Raw genomic sequence first — 15,058 nt, forward strand, 5'->3', positions numbered from 1 at the left:
TTCTCCATGCTGCAAAAAACTTCCCTCAAGGCGCGGACCGGCGGACAGGTCCTTGTGGATCAACTGTTGATCCACGGTGCCGACACCGCCTATTGCGTGCCCGGCGAAAGCTATCTTGAGGTGCTGGATGCGCTGCATGACGTGCAGGACCGTTTCACCCTCATCAACGCCCGGCACGAAGCCGGGGCCGCCAATATGGCCGAAACCTATGGCAAGCTGACCGGCAAGCCCGGCATCTGCATGGTCACCCGCGGCCCCGGTGCCTGCCACGCGGCCATCGGCGTGCATATCGCGCAACAAGACAGCACGCCGATGATCCTGCTGGTGGGTCAAATCGCCCGCGACACGACCGACCGCGAGGCATTTCAAGAAGTCGACTACCGTGCGATGTTTGGCCCCATCGCCAAATGGGCCACCCAGATCGACGACCCGGCGCGGGTGCCGGAATATATGGCCCGCGCCTTTCGCGTGGCGACCTCGGGCCGCCCCGGCCCGGTGGTGATCTCCCTGCCCGAAGACATGCTGACCGAGGTGGCTTCCGTGGCCGATGCGCGGCCCTATACGGCCACCCATGCCGGCCTGTCGCCCGATAGCCTCGATATGCTCAAGACCGAAATCGCGCAGGCCGAACGGCCCCTGCTGCTGCTCGGCGGCTCCGGCTGGTCGGATGAGAGTGCGGCGGCCATCACCCGCTTTGCCGAGGCCAACAAGATCCCCGTCACCACCTCTTTCCGACGGCAGGACATCGTGAACAACCTCTCGCCGGTCTATGCAGGCGATTTCGGCACCTCCACCGCGCCCAGCCTCTATACGCATCAACGCGATGCGGATCTGCTCGTGGTGATCGGCGCACGATTGGGAGAGATGACGACCAAGACCTACACCACCATGCAATCGCCCAACCCAGACACCCGTCTGGTGCATCTTTATCCCGACGCGGATGAGATCGGGCGCGTCTATTCGCCGGATCTGGGCATCGCTGCAGCACCCGTTTCTGTCGCTGCCGCATTGGATGGTGTCGATCTGGGCCGCGCTGAGACATGGGGCGGTTGGTGCGAGAAACTCCACGCCGATTACCTCACCGATACCGAAGCGCCCAATGGCGGCGACTGGGACCTCGACATGGGGGTCGCACTTGCGCAGCTGCGCGATGAGCTGCCCGATGATGTGGTGGTCACGCTCGACGCGGGCAACCACACCGGCTGGGCGCAACGCTTTTTGCGCTTTGGCCGTCCAGGGCGGATTGTCGGCTCGACCTGTGGTGCGATGGGCTATTCCGTGCCCGCCGCCGTCGCGGCCTCGATTGCCGAGCCGGAGCGCCTGACGCTCTCCTTCGTCGGCGATGGTGGCTTTATGATGAGCGGCAATGAATTGGCCACCGCCGCACAATATGGTGGGCGGCCCATCGTGCTGCTGTTCAACAACGGCATCTACGGCACCATCCGCATGCACCAAGAACGCGACCACCCCGAGCGTATCTCAGGGACAACCCTCCAGAACCAAGACTTCGTCAAAATGGCCGAAGGGCTGGGTGCTCATGCCGAACGTGTCACCAAGACCGAGGATTTCGCCGCCGCCTTCACCCGCGCCCGCGAAAGTGGCCGCCCGGCCCTGATCGAACTTGTAACCGACCCCGAGCAAATCTCGACCCGCACCACGATCAGCAAGCTGCGCGCGGCGGCCCAGAAAAAAGTCGACGCCGACCAGCGCTAAAGGATGACCCAGATGACCACTCTGACCGCGCCATGCCGCGCGCCCGAAACGGACGGGCAAGACCATGGCGCCTTGCTCGACGATCTGCGCCAAGCCATCGGTGCCGCCCATGTCGTGACCGACGCCAAGGATTTTGACGCGCGGCTGATCGAAGATCGCGGGCTCCGGCGCGGCACGGCGCTGACGCTGATCCGCCCCGGCTCCACCGAGGAGGTCGCCGCCTGCATGCGTCTGTGCCACGCCACACAGGTGCCGGTGACCCCGCAGGGCGGCAACACCGGTCTGGCTGGGGGCGGCGTGCCGGACGGCGGGATCATTCTCACGACAGATCGCCTGAACCGCATTCGCGGGGTCGATCCGACCAACGCCACCATGACGGTTGAGGCGGGCTGCATCCTCGCCAATATCCAAGCGGCGGCGGATGAGGTTGATGCGCTCTTCCCGCTGTCGCTCGCCTCCGAAGGGTCCTGCCAGATCGGTGGCAATCTTTCGACCAACGCGGGCGGCACGGCGGTGCTGCGCTATGGCAACACCCGCGATCTGGTGCTCGGGATCGAAGCGGTGTTGCCCGATGGCCGTGTGCTGAATGATCTGGGCGGGCTGCGCAAAAACAACACCGGCTTTGACCTTAAACACCTCTTTATCGGGGCTGAAGGAACGCTTGGCATCATCACGGCGGCGGTGATCAAGCTTTTCCCCAAGCCCACCGCCCGCGCCACCGCGCTGGTGGCTTGCACCGGCCCCGACCCGGCGCTGGCGCTCTATGCCCGGATGCGCGGCCAAACGGCGGACACGCTCTCGACTTTTGAGTATATCGACCGGCTTGGCCTGCAAATGGTGATCGACCACGCGCCCGGCTGTAGCGACCCGATGGCAGAGGCGCATCCGGCCTATTGCCTGATCGAACTCACCGGCAATGGCACGCAGGCCGACCTCGATGCCCGGCTGGAAGCGGCGTTGGAAGCCGCCTTTGAGGCAGAAGAAATCCTCGACGCCGTGATCGGCGCATCGGAGGCGCAGAAAGACGCGCTTTGGGCGCTGCGGGAAAACCTGTCGGAGGCGCAAAAGCCCGAGGGCGCATCGATCAAACATGACGTATCGGTCCCGGTGTCCCGCGTGGCGGATTTCATCCGCGAGGCGACCCAAGCCTGCATGAACCACATGCCCGGCCTGCGCCCTTGCCCTTTCGGCCATTTTGGCGACGGCAACCTGCATTTCAACCTGTCGCGTCCGGTGGATATGGCGGATGCGGCGTTCCTTGCCGAATACGGTGCCTTCAACCGGATCGTGCATGATATCGTGCACCAGATGGGCGGCTCATTCTCAGCCGAGCATGGCATTGGCACGTTCAAACGGGCCGAACTGCGCCGCTATAAAGACCCGGTCGCGCTGGAGTTGATGGAGCAGATCAAAGCCACCCTCGACCCGGGCCAATTGATGAACCCGGGCAAGGTGCTTTGACCGCTTAGCCGCGCCCCGCGAAGGGCATTTTGGTGGCCATCACGGTGACGAACATGGCGTTGGAGTCGAGCGACAGCTTCGCCATGTAAGACAGCGTTTCGGCCACGTCGTTCACATCCATGCGCGGCTCGGACATCCGGATGCCGTTGGGTTGCAGAATGCCTTCCTTCATCCGCTCGGTCATCTCGCTCGCCGCATTGCCGATGTCGATCTGTCCGCAGGCGATGTCATGCGCCCGCCCGTCAAGCGACAGCGCGCGGGTGAGCCCGGTAATCGCGTGTTTCGTCGCCGTATAGGGCACCGACAGCGGGCGCGGCACATGGGCGCTGATCGAGCCGTTGTTGATGATCCGCCCGCCTTTCGGGCTCTGCCGTTTCATCAGGGCGAAAGCCGCACGGGCGCAAAGGAATGACCCGGTCAGATTGGTCGCGACGATGTCGTTCCACTCCGCCACGCTGAGCGCGTCCACCTCGACCGCCGAGCCATTGCGCCCGGCATTGTTAAACAGCAGATCCAGCCGCCCAAAGGTCGTCTCCACCCGCTCGAAAAGCGCATCGACCTCCGCCTCGATCCCAACATCGGCAGCCACGGCGATATGCCCCTGCCCGTCGAGCGTCGCGCAGGCCGCGTCGATCTTATCCTGCTGCCGCCCCGTTAGAACGAGGGTGAAACCGTCCTTCGCCAAACGCTGCGCACAGGCAAGGCCCACCCCGCTTCCGGCCCCCGTGATTAGAGCAATCTTTTGATCCATCTTACCATACCATCCCTGTCATCGCCCTGCGGGCCGTTGTGTGGAATCTAATATATATGATCGCGCAAGAATAGGTTTTTTCGCTATTTTCTGGTTTGGCGCCTCGTTCAACTTGGCTGTCTCACATTCGCGCGAGCGCACTAGACGACCGGTCTATTATTCCTTAGGTGCCCCGGTATGACAGAGGCAAAGAAATCAGATCAGACGCGGCAACGCATTTTGGACATGGGGCGCAGCCTCGTGCTGCGGCACGGGTTCTCTGGCGTTGGCCTGTCACGCATTCTGAGCGAAAGCGGCGTGCCCAAAGGCTCGTTCTACTATTACTTCGCGTCGAAAGAGGCTTTTGGCACCGCAATGCTGGCCGATTACGTCGAGGCCTATCTCGACCGTGTCGATGCGCTGATCGCGGCCCCGGGAACGGCTGGCGATAAGCTCGACAGTTTCTGGGATGCATGGCTCAGCCAATCCAGCGCCCCGGGGATCGCCAGCGCCTGTTTGGTGGTGAAACTCGGATCCGAAGTCGCCGACCTGTCGGAGACGATGCGCGAAACGCTCGATCAGGGTGTCGATGCTTTGGTCGCCCGGATTGCCCAATTGCTGCGCCAAGGCGCAGAGGATGGGACCGTTCGTGTGCTCGAAGACCCCGAGACCACCGCCCGCATGCTCTACGCCAAATGGCTTGGCGCGGCGGTGCTGGCCAAACTGGCGCGCAGCGATGCGGCCCTGCGTATGGCCCGCGCTGAAACCTCTGCCCAACTCTCCCCCACCGGGGGCCAATTCCCAACCTGAAAGGAAACAGCATGTTCGCTGCCATCCACGACACATTCGGCGAGCCCGCCGAGGTTCTGACCACCCGCGAAACCGACAAGCCCGCACCCGCCGCTGGCGAAGCGCTGGTCCGCATGGTGCTGTCGCCCATCCACAACCACGACCTGTGGACCGTGCGCGGCAACTATGGCTACAAGCCCGAACTGCCCGGTGCCATCGGCGGCTCCGAAGCGCTTGGTTTTGTCGAGGCCGTGGGTGAAGGCGTTGACGAAGCGCTGATCGGCAAACGGGTCACGGCGGCTGGATTCCACGGCGCATGGGCCGAGTATTTCACCGCCCCTGCCGCGGGCCTGCTGCCCCTGCCCGAGGCGATCTCGGACGAAGCGGGCGCGCAGTTGATTGCCATGCCCTTCAGCGCCCTGTCCCTGTTGGAAACCCTCAAGGTCGGCGAAGGCGATTGGCTAATCCAAACCGCCGCCAATGGCGCGGTCGGCAAGATCATGGTCGGTCTGGCCAAGGCGCGCGGTGTCAAATTGCTGAACCTCGTCCGCCGCGAAGGCGCCGCCGAAGAGATGCGCGACACCGGCGCGGAACATGTCCTCTCCACCGAAGATGCGGATTGGCAGAGCAAAGCGCGCGAGTTGATCGGCAAAGAGGGCGCGGTCTCGGCCATCGATTCCGTCGGTGGCGAGCTGGGTGGCCAACTGGTCGAACTGCTGGGCAAGGACGGCGAGTTGATCGTCTTCGGCACGGCGACGGGCCAGCCGCTCACCATGTCTTCGGGCGAATTGATCATGAAGCACATCACCGTCAAAGGCTTCTGGGGCTCGCGCGTCAGCGGCGAGATGGCGGCAGAGACGCGGGGCCGCCTGATTGGCGAATTGGTGCAACTGGCCGCGAAGGGCCAACTGCCCCTCGACACCGGCGGCATCTACCCGCTAGCCGAGGTGACCGAGGCGATGAAAGCTGCGCTGACCACGGGCCGTGGCGGCAAGGTCATGCTGCGCCCGTGATCGGGATTTGACGACAGCGGCGGCCCTCCCTCCCCGGGGCCGCCGCCCCATGCGCGGAATGCCCAAGTTTCGGACAGCCCCGCGATTTGCCGCCCATTTTTCAGGCAAACCCGCCCTGCAGGCGGCTCCGAACCGCCTCGGCGATGACTCTCCCCCGTCTCTATGGTGATTAAAAAATCATCAGACTTTACCGGGCGGAGCGTTCCTCATTCTCATCGACAGCAGCATAAACAGCCCCCAAGCGACCCCGGTGCAGCCGCGCGCTATTGGTGCTGCGATGGTCTCGGCCAAGGCTGCGCGGGGCGGGTCGACAATCGGCGAATTGCGCCAGTCGGGCGCGATGAAGCTGCTCTTCCCCCGCCCCGACCCCGCGCTGTTGCAAGCGATCGTCATCAATTCCGCAGGCGGCATCACCGGCGGCGATAGTTTTGCCCTGACCGCCCGTGCCGAAGCGCAAGCGGCGCTCAGCCTCACCACGCAGGCCGCCGAACGCGCCTATCGCGCGCAACCGGGGCAAGTGGCGGCGCTGCGCAACACCCTCACCGTCGACACCGGCGCGACGCTGCATTGGCTGCCGCAAGAGACCATTCTCTACGACGGATGCGCCCTGCGGCGGCATCTGACGGTCGATCTGGCGCAAGACGCCTCCCTCCTGCTGGTGGAACCGCTCGTCTTTGGCCGCGCCGCTATGGGCGAAACCCTGCGTCATGCGTATTTCTCCGACCGGATCGAGATCAACCGCGCGGGCCAGCCGCTTTTTCACGACGCGATGACGCTCAGCGGCGATGTCACCGCGCATCTGGCGGCCCCTCATATCGCGGCGGGCGCGGGCGCCCTTGCCACGCTGATCTATGTCGCCCCCGATGCCGAAGCGCGGCTGCCCCGGCTCCGCGCCCAATTGCCCGACAGCGCCGGGGCCAGCCTGATCGGCCCTGACCTGCTGGTCGCTCGGATCCTCGCCGCAGATAGTTTCGACCTTCGCCAATCGCTCGTCCCAATTTTGGGCGCGTTGAGCGGTGACACCCTTCCCCGATCATGGATGACCTGACGTGCAACTGACCCCGCGAGAAAAAGACAAATTGCTGATCTCCATGGCCGCCGAGGTCGCCCGCAAGCGCCTTGCGCGGGGGGTCAAGCTGAACCATCCCGAAGCCATCGCGCTGATCACCGACACCGTGGTCGAAGGCGCGCGGGACGGGCGCAGCGTGGCCGATATGATGCAGGCCGGTGCCCATGTCATCACCCGCGACGAATGTATGGAAGGGGTGGCCGAGATGATCCCCGAAGTGCAGGTCGAAGCCACTTTCCCCGACGGGACCAAATTGGTCACCGTGCACAACCCCATCAGATAAGGACATTTCATGCCGCGTTTTGCCCCCCTTCTTGCCCTGCCGCTCATGTCGCTTGCCATGGCGGCCTTTGCCCATACGGCGCCTCTCCCCCATGGCCATGGCGCAGAGAGCGACGGATCGCTGGCGGTCTATATCGTCGCCGGGCTGGCCTTTGTGCTGTCGGGCCTGATCCTTGCCATGCGCCACCTGAAAACAGCCAAAGCATGATCCCCGGAGAGATCTTTCCGGCGGCGGGCCTGCTGACCCTGAATGCCGACAGCGCGGCGATCACGCTCATGGTCGCCAATACCGGCGACCGCCCGGTGCAGGTGGGCAGCCACTACCATTTCGCCGAGAGCAACCCCGCGCTTGCGTTTGATCGCGCGGCGGCACGGGGGCACCGGCTTGATATCGCGGCGGGGACCGCTGTGCGGTTCGAGCCCGGCCAACGCCGTGAGGTATCGCTGATCCCGATCCGCGGGGCGCGGCGGATCTTTGGCTTTAACAGCGCGGTGATGGGAGACCTCTGATGCCTGCACAGATCAAACGCGGTGACTATGCCGCCATGTTCGGCCCCACGGTGGGCGACCGGGTGCGGCTGGCCGACACGGACCTCATCATCGAAGTTGAGCGCGACCTGACCACCGAACGCAGCGGCCAAAACGCCCCCGCCTATGGCGAAGAGGTCAAATTCGGCGGCGGCAAGGTGATCCGCGACGGCATGGGCCAATCGCAGGTGACCCGCGCAGGCGGGGCCGTGGATACGGTCATCACCAATGCGCTCATCGTCGACCATACCGGCATCTACAAAGCCGATGTGGGGCTGAAAGACGGGCGCATCGCCAAGATCGGCAAGGCGGGCAACCCCGATACGCAACCGGGGGTCGATGTCATCATCGGACCGGGCACCGAGGTGATCGCGGGCGAGGGGCGCATCCTGACCGCGGGCGGATTTGACAGCCACATCCACTTTATCTGCCCGCAACAGATCGAAGACGCGCTGCATTCGGGGCTGACCACCATGCTCGGCGGCGGCACCGGCCCCGCGCATGGCACATTGGCCACCACCTGCACGCCCGGCGGCTGGCATATCGGGCGCATGATGCAGGCCGCCGATGCCTTTCCAATGAACCTCGCTTTCGCGGGGAAGGGCAACGCCAGCCAGCCCGCAGCCCTTGAAGAACAGATCAACGCGGGCGCATGTGCGCTGAAACTGCATGAGGATTGGGGCACCACCCCCGCCGCGATTGACTGCTGCCTGAGCGTTGCCGACGCGATGGATGTGCAGGTGATGATCCACACCGACACGCTAAACGAAAGCGGCTTTGTCGAACATACCGTAAAGGCCATGAACGGCCGCACGATCCACGCATTCCACACCGAAGGCGCAGGCGGGGGCCATGCGCCGGATATCATCAAGATCTGCGGCGAAGAGCATGTGCTGCCCTCCTCGACCAACCCCACGCGGCCCTTCACGGTCAACACGCTGGAAGAGCATCTCGACATGCTCATGGTCTGTCACCACCTTGATAAATCCATCTCCGAGGACGTGGCCTTTGCCGAAAGCCGCATCCGGAGAGAGACCATCGCCGCCGAAGATATCCTGCATGACATGGGGGCCTTTTCCATCATCGCCAGCGACAGTCAGGCCATGGGCCGGGTCGGAGAAGTCTTGATCCGCACATGGCAGACCGCCGACAAGATGAAAAAGCAGCGCGGGCGGCTGGCCGAAGAGACGGGCGAGAACGACAACTTCCGCGTCCGCCGCTACATTGCGAAATACACCATTAACCCCGCCATCGCGCATGGCATCTCGACCCATATCGGCAGCATCGAAGAGGGCAAGCGCGCCGATCTAGTGCTGTGGAACCCCGCCTTTTTCGGCGTGAAACCCGAGATGGTGCTTTTGGGGGGCAGCATCGTCTGCGCGCAGATGGGCGACCCGAACGCCTCTATCCCGACGCCGCAGCCGGTCTATTCGCGGCCCATGTTCGGGGCCTATGGCCGCGCGGTGGAAAACTCTGCCGTGATCTTTGTCAGCGAAGCGGCAGAGGCGGCGGGCGTGGGCGGCAAGCTTGGCCTTGCCAAACAAACCCTCGCCGTGCGCAACACCCGCGAGATCGGCAAGCGCGATCTCAAGCTGAACGATGCGCTGCCCAAGGTTGAGGTGAACCCCGAAACCTATGAAGTCCGCGCCGACGGTGAGTTGCTGACCTGTGAACCTGCCTCTGTGCTGCCCATGGCGCAGCGCTATTTCCTGTTTTGAAGAGAGCCAAATGACCCCCATCCTTTGCCAAGACATACGCCGCGCCGAAGCGTGGTCCGATGCCAGTGACCGGGTAGAACTGACCTATGACGGGCGTTTTCTGCGCCGCAAGGTGCTGACCACGGCGGGCGGGCTGCCGTTTCTGGTCGATCTGGCGCAGACCACCTCGCTTGACCACGGCGACGCTTTTGTTCTGGCCGACGGGCGCGTGGTTGAGGTGGTGGCCGCCGACGAAGACCTGCTGGAAGTGACCGGCCCTGACCTGCCGCGCATCGCGTGGCACATCGGCAACCGACATACCCCCTGCCAGATCGACGCCGACCGGCTTGTGATCCAGCGCGACCATGTGATCGCCAAGATGCTTGGCCAGATCGGTGCCGCCACGCGAGAGATCACCGCCCCCTTCCGCCCCGAAGGCGGCGCCTATGGCCATGGGCGCACCCATGGGCATGACCACGGCCATGTCCATCACGCCGTTCATGATCACGACCATGCGCATGAGCACGACCCCGTCCAGCACCATGACCACGCGCATGGCTGAAACCCTGCAGGCCGACGCGCTTCTGACGCTGGTGCAGATGCTCTCCCCCTCCTATCCGGTGGGGGCATTTGCCTATAGCCACGGGCTGGAATGGGCGGTGCAGGACGGGGCGGTGACGGATCAAGATGCATTGGCCGACTGGCTGTCCAGCGTGCTGCGGCACGGCGCGGGACAGGCCGATGCGCTGTTTCTTGCGGCGGCCTATCGCGCGGATGACCCGGCAGAGATCGACGCGCAGGCCCGCGCCTTTGCAGCCTCTGCCGAACGGTTGAAAGAGACCGTGCTGCAAGGCGAAGCCTTTGCCCGCGCAAGTGCCGCGATCTGGCAGGTCGACCTGCCGCCGCTTTGCTATCCGGTTGCCGTAGGACACGCGGCGCGTCTGCAAGCGCTGCCGCTGCGCCAAACGCTAGAGATGTTCTTGCACGCCTTTGCCGCCAATCTTGCCACCGCAGGCATGCGCCTTATTCCCTTGGGGCAGACCGAGGGGCAGATCGTCATCCGCGCGCTCGCGCCAGTCTGTCTCGGAGTTGCCGAGGCAGCGGCGGCAGGCACGCTCGACGATCTCTCCTCCACCGCCTTTCTAAGTGACATCGCCGCCATGAAACACGAAACCCAGTATTCGAGGATTTTCCGCACATGAAACGCAACAACGGCCCTTTGCGCGTCGGCATCGGCGGCCCCGTGGGCGCGGGCAAAACCACCCTGACGGCAGCGCTTTGCCGCGCCCTGCGTGACCGACTGTCAATCGGCGTGATCACCAATGACATCTACACCCAAGAGGATGCCGAAGCGCTGATGCGGATGCAGGTGTTGCCCCAAGACCGGATCATCGGGGTCGAGACCGGCGGCTGCCCGCATACGGCAATCCGCGAAGATGCCTCGATCAACCTAGCCGCCGTGGCAGAGATGGTCGCGCGCCACCCTGAGGTGGACGTGGTCTTGGTCGAAAGCGGCGGCGACAATCTGTCAGCCACTTTCAGCCCTGAGCTGGCGGATGTGACGCTTTATGTGATCGACGTGGCAGCGGGCGAGGAAATCCCCCGCAAAGGCGGTCCGGCGATTACCAAGTCCGACATTCTGGTGATCAACAAGACCGATCTCGCGCCCCATGTCGGGGCCTCGCTTGAGGTCATGCAGCGTGACAGCGCGCGGATGCGGCCAGACCTGCCGACGGTCTTTTGCGCATTGAAGTCCGGCAAAGGGGTCGACGCCCTGCTGGAGCATCTGGCGCAGGTGGGCGGATTGGACCTTGCGCCCATGGCCCCGGCAACCGCGGATTAGGCGGTGGTGAAACCCGCCTTCCGGTCGCGGGAGGCGGGCAACGGCTGCTACCCTCGCCCCGCTGCGGCCCACCATTCCAAAGCGCGATGAGGCGTGCCGCCCGTCCGTTAATCCGCGCCAAAAAGGTCGCGGGTAAAGACCTTGTCCGGGACATCCGCCAAATCGGGGTGATTGCGGTTTGCCACGATCACATCCGCGCGCGCCTTGAAGGCCTCCAGATCGCGGGTGACCTCCGAACCAAAGAACCGGTCCTCCTGCAACACAGGTTCGTAGACGATCACTTCGATGCCCTTGGCCTTGAGCCGTTTCATGATCCCTTGGACCGAGCTTTGGCGGAAATTGTCCGATCCGGTCTTCATCACCAGCCGGTAGATGCCCACCCGCTGCGGGCCAAGTGCAATGATCTGCTCTGACACAAAATCCTTGCGGGTGCGGTTCGCCTCGACCACGGCGTTGATCAGATTTTGCGGCACATCCGAATAGTTCGCCAGCAACTGCTTGGAATCCTTGGGCAAACAGTAGCCGCCATAGCCGAAGGATGGATTGTTGTAATGCCCGCCCACGCGCGGGTCGAGGCAGACACCGTCGATGATCTGACGCGTGTCCAACCCATTGGTCAGCGCATAGCTGTCCAACTCGTTAAAATACGCCACCCGCATGGCGAGGAAGGTATTGGCAAAGAGTTTGACCGCCTCTGCCTCGGACGCGCCGGTAAAGAGCATGGGGATATCATCGTCGATTGCCCCCTCGGCCAGCAGTTGCGCAAAGCGCCGCGCACGGGGGCTGTCTTCGCCGACGACGATCCGCGAGGGGTGCAGGTTGTCATAAAGCGCGCGGCCTTCGCGCAGGAATTCCGGGCTGAAGATCACTTGATCGGTATCCAACGCGGCAGACAGCCCTGCGGTATAGCCCACCGGCACCGTGGATTTGATAACGATGGTGGCCGTTTTCGTGACCGCCAGAACATCCCGCACCACGGCCTCGACACTGGAGGTGTCGAAAACATTGGTGCGCGGGTCGTAGTTCGTCGGCGTGGCGATCAGCACATAGTCGGCCTCCCGGTATGCCGCCTCCGGCTCGGTGCTGGCCTTGAGGGTGAGCGGCTTTCGGGCGAGGTATTGCTCGATCTCGGGGTCGACGATCGGCGCGTGGCGCGCATTCACCTGCGCCACCCTGTCCGCGTTCAGATCCACCGCCGTCACGTTATTGTGCTGCGCCAGAAGCACCGCGTTCGACAGCCCGACATAGCCGATGCCAACAACAGCGATCTTGGTCATAGACATAAGTGTGGGCCTTTCCTGCGTGCCGATGGCGAGATGTTAGACTGCGGCTTTCGGTTTGAAAAGGTGCCGCCTGACAGGGAGTTAGGGCGGATTGCTAATTGTGAAAGCGGCCCGGTTCAGCATTCGGCGGTGGAGCAGGCCCCGCACCGTTGCGCGCCGCCCGAGCGGTGGGTTGTCAGGCTGGAAAGACTTCTTTCACACAGTCTCAGGCGACCCATAACCCGGAGATCCCCGATGCCCGACACCTCAGAGCGCCTGTCCCTTCCCTATCTGATGCCGGCACAGGCGCAGAAACATGTGACCCACAACGAAGCGCTGCAACGGCTGGACCTTCTGGTGCAGCTTGCGGTCGAAGGTTTCGACGCTAACACGCCGCCCGCCCTGCCGCAGGCGGGGGAGGTTCATGCCCTCGGCACCGCCCCCACGGCGGCTTGGGCGGGTCATGTCGGCGAACTGGCCGTCTGGATTGGAGAGACCTGGCAGTTCAGCGCGCCACAGGACGGCTGGCTTGCCTTGGATAAATCCACCGGGATCCTGCGCCGATGGGTGGCGGGCGCTTGGGCCGAGGTGTCGCCCCCCGATCTGGCGAACCTGTCTGGGGTGGGGATCAACACTGATCACGACAGCGGCAACCGTTTGTCGGTTTCTTCCCCGGCGAGCCTGTTCAACCACGAAGGCGCGGGGCATCAGGTGAAGCTCAACAAAGCCAGCGCCGCCGATACCGCGAGCCTGCTGTTCCAGACCGATTTCTCCGGACGGGCCGAGATGGGCACGGCGGGGCAGGATGATTTCGCGATCAAGGTCAGCGCCGATGGCAGCGGGTGGACCACCGCGCTGGCCTTTGACGCCGCCAGCGGCATGGCCACGGGCGCGGCGCTGACGCAGAGCGTGGGTGACGCGACGGTGGGACGGCTGCTGCGCGTGGGGGATTTCGGCATCGGTGCGGATGCGGGGCCGCTTGTGGCGGACCTTGACGCGCATGAGCTTTCGGGCAGTTTCTCAGCCTATGGCGGCGCCCATGCACAGGCACCCGCCGGGGCCAATCCGTTTTCGGCGCTGGATGGGGTTTTTGGCCTGCTTTGCGGCAACAGCACCTTGGGCGGGCAAAGCGCGAACTTGTGGCAGATCGCAGTGGGGATCGACACGCCGGGTCTGGCCTTTCGCGTGCGGGCAACCGGGACGTGGGGCGCGTGGCAATCCCTGTGGACTGGGGCGAACACGACTGTGGATGCCAATGGTTTCATCAAAGAAGCGAGCCCGATCGTGCGCCTGTTCCACGACAGCAGCGAAGAGCCAGCGGTGCCCCTAGCGGCGCGGTTCGAACGGATTGGGCTTGGCCACTACAGATTGACGGATGTCCCGCCGCTTGCGTCCAAAGGGTGGCAGATCGAAGTGCCGCAGGATGCGAATGGCAACCGGTTGGTCTATGTCGATTGCAGCTATGACGCGGGGATGGCGGCGCTTGATGTCCGTACCCGCAAGGTGATCTGGCAGGATGGCTGGGCCGGGGGTGCGCCCTGTGACATCCCCGTGGGCCGTTGGGTTGATCTGCGGTTCGACATGCCTTGAGCCAAAGGCGGCCCCGGTCCGCTGACGCCACAGCGGGCCGGGCTGCAATCAGATGATGCTGCGCAACTGCGCGACCTCATAGTTGCCCCCGCAAAGCAAAACGGCAGAGGTTTGGCCTGCGTATTTCTGCGGTTCCGCCAGATAGGCCGCCAGCGCCAAGGCGGCGGCCCCTTCGACCAACATATTCTCTTCCCACGCCAGCACCTTTAGCGCGGTGGCGATTTGTTCTTCGTCGCAATATACGATCTCGTCGATCACCGTGCTTGCCATCGGCAGGGTGAGCGACCCCTCATCGACCCCACCCGCCACGCCATCGGCCAGCGTGTCGAGGTGTTCCGTCTCGACGATCTTGCCCGCCTTGATCGACGCCGCCAGAGCGCAGCTGTTGGCGGCACTCACACCGATCACACGGGTTTGCGGCGAGAACTCTTTGATCACCGACCCCATGCCCGAGATCAACCCGCCCCCGCCCATCGAGATAAAGACGGTGTCGATCCCTTCGATCTGGTCGAGCAGTTCCAGCGCGGCGGTGCCTTGGCCCGCGATCACCTCGGCGTCGTTGTAGGGTGAGATATAGGTGTAGCCTTCGGCCTCGGCCAAGGCCTGCGCATGCCGTTCCGAAAGCGACGCATCCGACCCATGGATCACGACCTTGGTGCCAAAACCTTCGATGGTTTTGCGTTTCTTGGCGACAACCGTCTCGGGCAGCACGACGATCAATTCATGCCCCGTGGTCTGGGCGGCACGTGAACAGGCGATGCCGTGGTTGCCGGAGGATGCGGTGATGACCGGTCGGTCCAGCGGCACCGTGGTCAGTTTGGCATTGGCCCCGCGCAGCTTGAACGACCCGGTGTGTTGAAAGTTCTCGGTCTTGTAGAAAAGCCGCGTGCCCTCTGCCATCGGCAGGCGCGAGGCGATCACCGGGGTGCGTGAAATCGCGCCTGCGATCTTGCGGTGAACCACGCAGGAACGCGCGGCGGATTGGTCGATCAGATCAGAGACTGGCGGCATGATAGGCTCCATCAGGTTGGCTGAGATGCGGCACTGCGGCATGTGGGCCCGTCAGAGCCCGATGACCGCA

The 15,058-nt window shown here is 63.9% G+C and carries 16 protein-coding genes; 13 read left to right on the plus strand and 3 right to left on the minus strand.

Annotation, left to right across the window (positions count from 1 at the left end; genetic code table 11):
• The first annotated feature begins 6 nt into the window (after positions 1 to 6).
• Positions 7 to 1,713, plus strand: a complete 1,707-nt coding sequence (locus tag K3758_RS17200) for a thiamine pyrophosphate-binding protein (RefSeq protein ID WP_259950478.1) — start codon at positions 7 to 9, stop codon at positions 1,711 to 1,713.
• Between the two features lie 12 nt (positions 1,714 to 1,725).
• Entirely contained in the window at positions 1,726 to 3,174 is a 1,449-nt protein-coding gene (locus K3758_RS17205) for an FAD-binding oxidoreductase (protein ID WP_259950480.1), read from the plus strand.
• Between the two features lie 4 nt (positions 3,175 to 3,178).
• On the opposite strand, the gene K3758_RS17210 is transcribed toward K3758_RS17205, so the two are convergent.
• A complete protein-coding gene (locus tag K3758_RS17210; protein WP_259950481.1) occupies positions 3,179 to 3,925 on the minus strand; it encodes an SDR family oxidoreductase in 747 nt (248 codons plus the stop codon).
• Positions 3,926 to 4,102: 177 nt separating this feature from the next.
• On the opposite strand from K3758_RS17210, the gene K3758_RS17215 reads away from it, so the two are divergent.
• From K3758_RS17215 to ureG, 10 genes are all read left to right on the plus strand, one after another.
• The gene (locus tag K3758_RS17215; protein WP_259950482.1) at positions 4,103 to 4,714 is read left to right on the plus strand and encodes a TetR/AcrR family transcriptional regulator; all 612 of its coding nucleotides are present in this window, start codon (positions 4,103 to 4,105) and stop codon (positions 4,712 to 4,714) included.
• A gap of 11 nt (positions 4,715 to 4,725) precedes the next feature.
• Positions 4,726 to 5,706, plus strand: coding sequence for a zinc-binding dehydrogenase (locus K3758_RS17220; protein WP_259950483.1), 981 nt, complete (start codon positions 4,726 to 4,728; stop codon positions 5,704 to 5,706).
• A gap of 250 nt (positions 5,707 to 5,956) precedes the next feature.
• Positions 5,957 to 6,754: an urease accessory protein UreD gene (locus K3758_RS17225; protein WP_409202638.1), complete on the plus strand. Its 798-nt coding sequence runs from the start codon at positions 5,957 to 5,959 to the stop codon at positions 6,752 to 6,754.
• Position 6,755: 1 nt separating this feature from the next.
• Positions 6,756 to 7,058, plus strand: coding sequence for an urease subunit gamma (locus K3758_RS17230; protein WP_259950484.1), 303 nt, complete (start codon positions 6,756 to 6,758; stop codon positions 7,056 to 7,058).
• 9 nt (positions 7,059 to 7,067) lie between these two features.
• The gene (locus K3758_RS17235; RefSeq protein WP_067941446.1) at positions 7,068 to 7,265 is read left to right on the plus strand and encodes a hypothetical protein; all 198 of its coding nucleotides are present in this window, start codon (positions 7,068 to 7,070) and stop codon (positions 7,263 to 7,265) included.
• Positions 7,262 to 7,567 (plus strand): urease subunit beta, encoded by a 306-nt coding sequence (locus K3758_RS17240; RefSeq protein ID WP_259950486.1) that lies wholly within the window; start codon positions 7,262 to 7,264, stop codon positions 7,565 to 7,567. The genes K3758_RS17235 and K3758_RS17240 overlap by 4 nt, the downstream gene beginning before the upstream one ends.
• Positions 7,567 to 9,303: an urease subunit alpha gene (gene ureC / locus K3758_RS17245; protein WP_259950487.1), complete on the plus strand. Its 1,737-nt coding sequence runs from the start codon at positions 7,567 to 7,569 to the stop codon at positions 9,301 to 9,303. The genes K3758_RS17240 and ureC overlap by 1 nt, the downstream gene beginning before the upstream one ends.
• 10 nt (positions 9,304 to 9,313) lie before the next feature.
• Entirely contained in the window at positions 9,314 to 9,844 is a 531-nt protein-coding gene (gene ureE, locus K3758_RS17250) for an urease accessory protein UreE (RefSeq protein ID WP_259950489.1), read from the plus strand.
• Positions 9,837 to 10,484 carry an urease accessory protein UreF gene (locus K3758_RS17255; RefSeq protein ID WP_259950511.1) on the plus strand — a complete coding sequence of 216 codons (648 nt, stop codon included), beginning with the start codon at positions 9,837 to 9,839 and terminating at the stop codon, positions 10,482 to 10,484. The genes ureE and K3758_RS17255 overlap by 8 nt, the downstream gene beginning before the upstream one ends.
• On the plus strand, positions 10,481 to 11,125 hold the full coding sequence (gene ureG / locus K3758_RS17260; protein WP_259950491.1) for an urease accessory protein UreG: 645 nt from the start codon (positions 10,481 to 10,483) through the stop codon (positions 11,123 to 11,125). Before K3758_RS17255 ends, ureG begins: the two co-directional genes overlap by 4 nt.
• Before the next feature lie 107 nt (positions 11,126 to 11,232).
• Here the strand turns inward: ureG and K3758_RS17265 are convergent, their stop codons facing one another.
• Positions 11,233 to 12,408 carry a nucleotide sugar dehydrogenase gene (locus tag K3758_RS17265; protein ID WP_259950495.1) on the minus strand — a complete coding sequence of 392 codons (1,176 nt, stop codon included), beginning with the start codon at positions 12,406 to 12,408 and terminating at the stop codon, positions 11,233 to 11,235.
• A 234-nt stretch (positions 12,409 to 12,642) separates the two neighbouring features.
• Between K3758_RS17265 and K3758_RS17270 the strand changes: the two genes are divergently transcribed.
• Positions 12,643 to 13,977 carry a DUF2793 domain-containing protein gene (locus tag K3758_RS17270; RefSeq protein WP_259950497.1) on the plus strand — a complete coding sequence of 445 codons (1,335 nt, stop codon included), beginning with the start codon at positions 12,643 to 12,645 and terminating at the stop codon, positions 13,975 to 13,977.
• A 48-nt stretch (positions 13,978 to 14,025) separates the two neighbouring features.
• Here the strand turns inward: K3758_RS17270 and K3758_RS17275 are convergent, their stop codons facing one another.
• Positions 14,026 to 14,988, minus strand: a complete 963-nt coding sequence (locus tag K3758_RS17275; RefSeq protein ID WP_259950498.1) for a threonine/serine dehydratase — start codon at positions 14,986 to 14,988, stop codon at positions 14,026 to 14,028.
• Positions 14,989 to 15,058 lie beyond the last annotated feature (70 nt).

The sequence above is a fragment of the Sulfitobacter sp. W002 genome, from assembly GCF_025142135.1.
Taxonomy (GTDB): domain Bacteria; phylum Pseudomonadota; class Alphaproteobacteria; order Rhodobacterales; family Rhodobacteraceae; genus Sulfitobacter; species Sulfitobacter profundi.

Bases quoted from the DNA above. Each gene is read 5' to 3' on its own strand.
- K3758_RS17215 (WP_259950482.1), top strand. From the start codon at position 4,103: ATGACAGAGGCAAAGAAATCAGATCAGACGCGGCAACGCATTTTGGAC.
- K3758_RS17255 (WP_259950511.1), top strand. From the start codon at position 9,837: ATGGCTGAAACCCTGCAGGCCGACGCGCTTCTGACGCTGGTGCAGATG.
- K3758_RS17220 (WP_259950483.1), top strand. From the start codon at position 4,726: ATGTTCGCTGCCATCCACGACACATTCGGCGAGCCCGCCGAGGTTCTG.
- K3758_RS17210 (WP_259950481.1), bottom strand. From the start codon at position 3,925: ATGGATCAAAAGATTGCTCTAATCACGGGGGCCGGAAGCGGGGTGGGC.
- K3758_RS17240 (WP_259950486.1), top strand. From the start codon at position 7,262: ATGATCCCCGGAGAGATCTTTCCGGCGGCGGGCCTGCTGACCCTGAAT.
- K3758_RS17235 (WP_067941446.1), top strand. From the start codon at position 7,068: ATGCCGCGTTTTGCCCCCCTTCTTGCCCTGCCGCTCATGTCGCTTGCC.
- ureG (WP_259950491.1), top strand. From the start codon at position 10,481: ATGAAACGCAACAACGGCCCTTTGCGCGTCGGCATCGGCGGCCCCGTG.
- K3758_RS17270 (WP_259950497.1), top strand. From the start codon at position 12,643: ATGCCCGACACCTCAGAGCGCCTGTCCCTTCCCTATCTGATGCCGGCA.
- K3758_RS17205 (WP_259950480.1), top strand. From the start codon at position 1,726: ATGACCACTCTGACCGCGCCATGCCGCGCGCCCGAAACGGACGGGCAA.
- K3758_RS17265 (WP_259950495.1), bottom strand. From the start codon at position 12,408: ATGTCTATGACCAAGATCGCTGTTGTTGGCATCGGCTATGTCGGGCTG.
- K3758_RS17275 (WP_259950498.1), bottom strand. From the start codon at position 14,988: ATGCCGCCAGTCTCTGATCTGATCGACCAATCCGCCGCGCGTTCCTGC.
- ureE (WP_259950489.1), top strand. From the start codon at position 9,314: ATGACCCCCATCCTTTGCCAAGACATACGCCGCGCCGAAGCGTGGTCC.
- ureC (WP_259950487.1), top strand. From the start codon at position 7,567: ATGCCTGCACAGATCAAACGCGGTGACTATGCCGCCATGTTCGGCCCC.
- K3758_RS17200 (WP_259950478.1), top strand. From the start codon at position 7: ATGCTGCAAAAAACTTCCCTCAAGGCGCGGACCGGCGGACAGGTCCTT.